The organism is Longimicrobium sp. (assembly GCF_036554565.1).
Taxonomy (GTDB): Bacteria; Gemmatimonadota; Gemmatimonadetes; order Longimicrobiales; family Longimicrobiaceae; genus Longimicrobium.
In genome coordinates, this window is sequence record NZ_DATBNB010000503.1 from 1 (window position 1) to 3,761 (window position 3,761).

Annotated in this window: 4 protein-coding genes; all 4 read right to left on the minus strand. The window is 67.9% G+C overall.

The window, feature by feature from the left end:
* A partial coding sequence (locus VIB55_RS13815) for a hypothetical protein (RefSeq protein WP_331877238.1) occupies positions 1-313 on the minus strand: 313 nt, incomplete at its 3' end.
* Between the two features lie 146 nt (positions 314-459).
* Entirely contained in the window at positions 460-1,044 is a 585-nt protein-coding gene (locus tag VIB55_RS13820) for a hypothetical protein (protein ID WP_331877239.1), read from the minus strand.
* Between the two features lie 151 nt (positions 1,045-1,195).
* On the minus strand, positions 1,196-1,366 hold the full coding sequence (locus VIB55_RS13825) for a hypothetical protein (RefSeq protein ID WP_331877240.1): 171 nt from the start codon (positions 1,364-1,366) through the stop codon (positions 1,196-1,198).
* 67 nt (positions 1,367-1,433) lie between these two features.
* Positions 1,434-3,491 (minus strand): NAD(+) synthase, encoded by a 2,058-nt coding sequence (locus VIB55_RS13830; protein ID WP_331877241.1) that lies wholly within the window; start codon positions 3,489-3,491, stop codon positions 1,434-1,436.
* Positions 3,492-3,761: the final 270 nt, after the last annotated feature.

Here is a 3,761-nt window from a genome sequence, read left to right on the forward strand (position 1 = left end):
CTTCCACCACCTCGCGGATGGCCACGGCGCGCCGGTACATCCCCATGTGGCCGAACATTCCCGGCCCCGTCACGTCGGCCCGCACGGTGACGTAGATGGTGCCGTAGTCGCCTTCCACCAGCTCGCGGTAGGGCTCCAGCACCGGGCCGGGGTTGGAGACCCACCACGGCCCGCGCTCGCCGCACACGCGCAGCGACTGCTCTTCCCACTTGACCGTGTAGTAACCGGAAAGCGTCACCGGCTCGGAGCGGGGGGCCACGGCGGCCACCAGCGGCAGCGGGAGCAGGGCGGCGAACAGGGTGCGGAGGCGCATCTTTCCTTGCGGCAACGAGTTGACTTCATCGCGTCGTACACCCCGGTGGGACGCCGGGTCCACGCGGATGGTTGCCCGCCGCCACAACGCGAAAGGCCCCGGCGCGCGCGAAAGGCGAGCCGGGGCCCTGCACCCGCGGGAACCGATCAGCCGCGGCGGCGTTCCAGGAGCAGCAGCATCAGCAGGCTGAGGACGGACAGGCCCTCCTCCTCGGGGGTCAGCTCGGCCAGGCGGTCCACCGAGTACTTGCCCTCCCACAGCGCGGCCTGCTTGCTGGCGCGCACGACGGGGGTACCGTCGGGGCGGGACACCAGGTACTTGGGATGGAAGACGTAGCCCGCCAGCATTCCGATCACCGGAATGTCGCTGAAGATGGCGTCGCCCACCTTGGCCCAGGGATTTTCTTCGCGAAGGTTGAAGATCACGTGGCCGTCGCGGACGATCTCGTAGTGCGCGCGCCACAGCGAGCGCATTCCCTTGCGGCGCACCGCCCCGATCTGCGTTCCGTCCGGCGTGCTGAAGTTGTACTGCGCGGACCAGTCGATCACCTTGTTGGCCGCGATGTGGTACAGCGGCTGGGTCTGCTTCTCGTCCGCGAAGACGGTGACCTGCTCCTTCAGCTTCATCAGCTTCTGCTTGACGTACATCCGCACCTGCCCGCTGGAGTCGCGCACGTAGATCTGCGGCGCGAGAGCAAGCAGCTTGAACGAGAGCTGAAGCGGATACTGCATCGTTGGGTCTCCGGGATCTGGATGGGTCGGGGTACCGCGGAAGGAAGGAGTAGCGTAGCGCCCACGCGCCCGCCGCGCCAGACCCGCGCCGCACGATCCGCAAGATTTTCCGCGCGGTCTTAATCGTGCCGGAATCAGCGCACCACCGGATTCAGTCGCAGTAGAAAGGCGGATCGTAGAGGCCCATCTCCTGTGACAACCGAACGAGTTCTTCGTAAGCCTGATCCGGATCGAGCTTGCCGTTGGAATCCTGCCGATCGGCACCGGCATTTCCGACCGCCGGCTCCACGGGCTCGGTCGGTTCATCGGTGAGTGCTGTCATCGTTCTCCCTCCTGAGTGTTGGTGGTGGATGCACCATCACTATAAGTGGACGAAAGAGACAACGCAATCAGGGCACGTTCCGACGCAGCTCGTCCAGCCACACGGTGGCTTCGGAGTCGCTGGGGGCGCGCCAGTCGCCGCGGGGGGAGAGGGAGCCGCCGGAGCCCACCTTGGGTCCGTTGGGCATCGCCGAGCGCTTGAACTGGCTGGTCTTGAAGAACCGCCACAGGAATACCTCCATCCACCGCTTGATGGTGGCCAGATCGTACTGGTTGCGGCGCTCCTCGGGGAGCAGTTCCGGCCACGCGCCGCGCGCACGGTCGCCCCAGGCGTGGTGCGCCAGGAATGCCACCTTGCTGGGCCGAAAGCCGTAGCGCGTGACGTAGTAGAGGTTGAAGTCCTGCAGCTCGTACGGGCCGATCTTCTGCTGTGTGCTCTGCGCGGGGCCCTTGCCCGGCTCGCCTTCGCCCGCGGGCACCAGCTCGGGCGAGATCTCGGTGTCCAGGATGGCCTGCAGCACCCGGTTGGTCTCCGCATCGAACTGTTCCGTATCGATTACCCAGCGGATCAGGTACTGGATCATGGTCTTGGGCACCGACGCGTTGACGTTGTAGTGCGACATGTGGTCGCCCACGCCATAGGTGGCCCAGCCCAGCGCCAGCTCGCTCAGGTCGCCCGTGCCCAGCACCAGCCCGTCGTTGAAGTTGGCCAGGCGGAACAGGTGCGAGGTGCGCTCCCCCGCCTGCACGTTCTCGAACGTCACGTCGTACACCGGCTGGCCCCCGGCGTACGGGTGGCCGATGTCGCGCAGCATCTGCATGCAGCTGGGCCGGATGTCGATCTCCGCCGCGGTGATCCCCAGCCCCTTCATCAGTGCGTGGGCGTTGCCCCTGGTGGAGTCGCTGGTGGCGAACCCGGGCATGGTGTAGCCAAGGATGTTGGTGCGCGGCAGCCCCAGCCGGTCCATCGTCCGCGCGGCCACGATCAGCGCCTGCGTGCTGTCGAGCCCGCCCGACACGCCGATGACGATCTTCTGGATCCCCGTCGCAGCCAGGCGCTTCATCAGCCCGTGCACCTGGATGTTGTACGCCTCGTAGCACCGCGCGTCGCGCTCGGCGGCGACGTCCGGCACGTATGGAAAGCGGCCAACGTCGCGCCGCAGCGGCATCTCGCCTTCCGGCACCTGGAAGTGGAACGGAACGCGGCGGATGGACGACACCCGCTCCCCCACGTCGCCCGCGGCCTCGCGGAAGGTGTTCATCCGCGAACGCTCCTGGGCCAGCCGGTCCAGGTCGACGTCGGCGATGATCACCTGCTCCTCGTCGTCGAAGCGCTGCGACTCGCAGAGCAGGTCGTTGTGCTCGTAGATCAGCGCGTGCCCGTCCCACGCCAGGTCGGTGGTGGATTCGCCCGGTCCGGCGGCGGAGTACAGGTACGCGCAGATGCAGCGGCCGCTCTGCGTGGCGCACAGGTCGCGGCGGTACTCGGCCTTGCCCACGGTGATGTTGCTGGCCGACAGGTTGGCGACGACCGTGGCTCCGGCGAGCGCGGCGTAGCTGCTGGGCGGAATGGGCGTCCAGACGTCTTCGCACACCTCGACGTTCAGCACGAAGTTGTCGACGTTCTCGGCCTCGAACACCACGTCGTTGCCGAAGGGCACCGTTTCTCCCGCGACCGTCACGTGGTCGAAGTCGGCGTCGCGGGCCGCGCTGAACCAGCGGCGCTCGTAGAACTCGCGGTAGTTGGGCAGGTACGACTTGGGCGCGATGCCGAGCACCTGCCCGCGGTAGATGACCACGCCGCAGTTGAAGATGCGCCCGTGGAAGCGCATCGGTGCGCCGACGACCAGCACCGGGCTCATGCCGATGCTCTCCATCACCAGCTCGCGGATGGCGTCGTCCACCGCCTCGAGCAGCGCGTCCTGCTGAAACAGGTCTTCGCAGCTGTAGGCCGAGATGCCCAGCTCGGGAAAGAGCGCCACCGCCGCGCCCGCGTCCGACGCGCGCCAGGCCAGCTCCAGCGTGTGCTCGAGGTTGAACGCGGGGTCTGCCACGCGCACTGCCGGAACGCAGACGGCCACGCGGACGAACCCGTGGGAGTAGATGGAGTGGAACGGTGCGCGCATTCGGGTCTCCGCGGTCGCTGGTACGGCTCTGCGCCACAGGATAGCCACCGGCGGGGGCGCAGGCGAGGGGAGGCCCCTCCCCCGGCCCCTCCCCGCACAAACTGCGTGCGGAGAGGGGAGAAGGGATCAACTGGACTCGGCGCGTCCGCGGCGCCCCCCATCCCCAGCCCTTCCCCCGCAAACCGCGCGGGGGAAGGGAGCGAGCCCGGTGCGTTGAGGTGGTACCTGCCGAGGCGGCGGCTCTGCACGGGTTCCGAGCGCTTCGAGAGC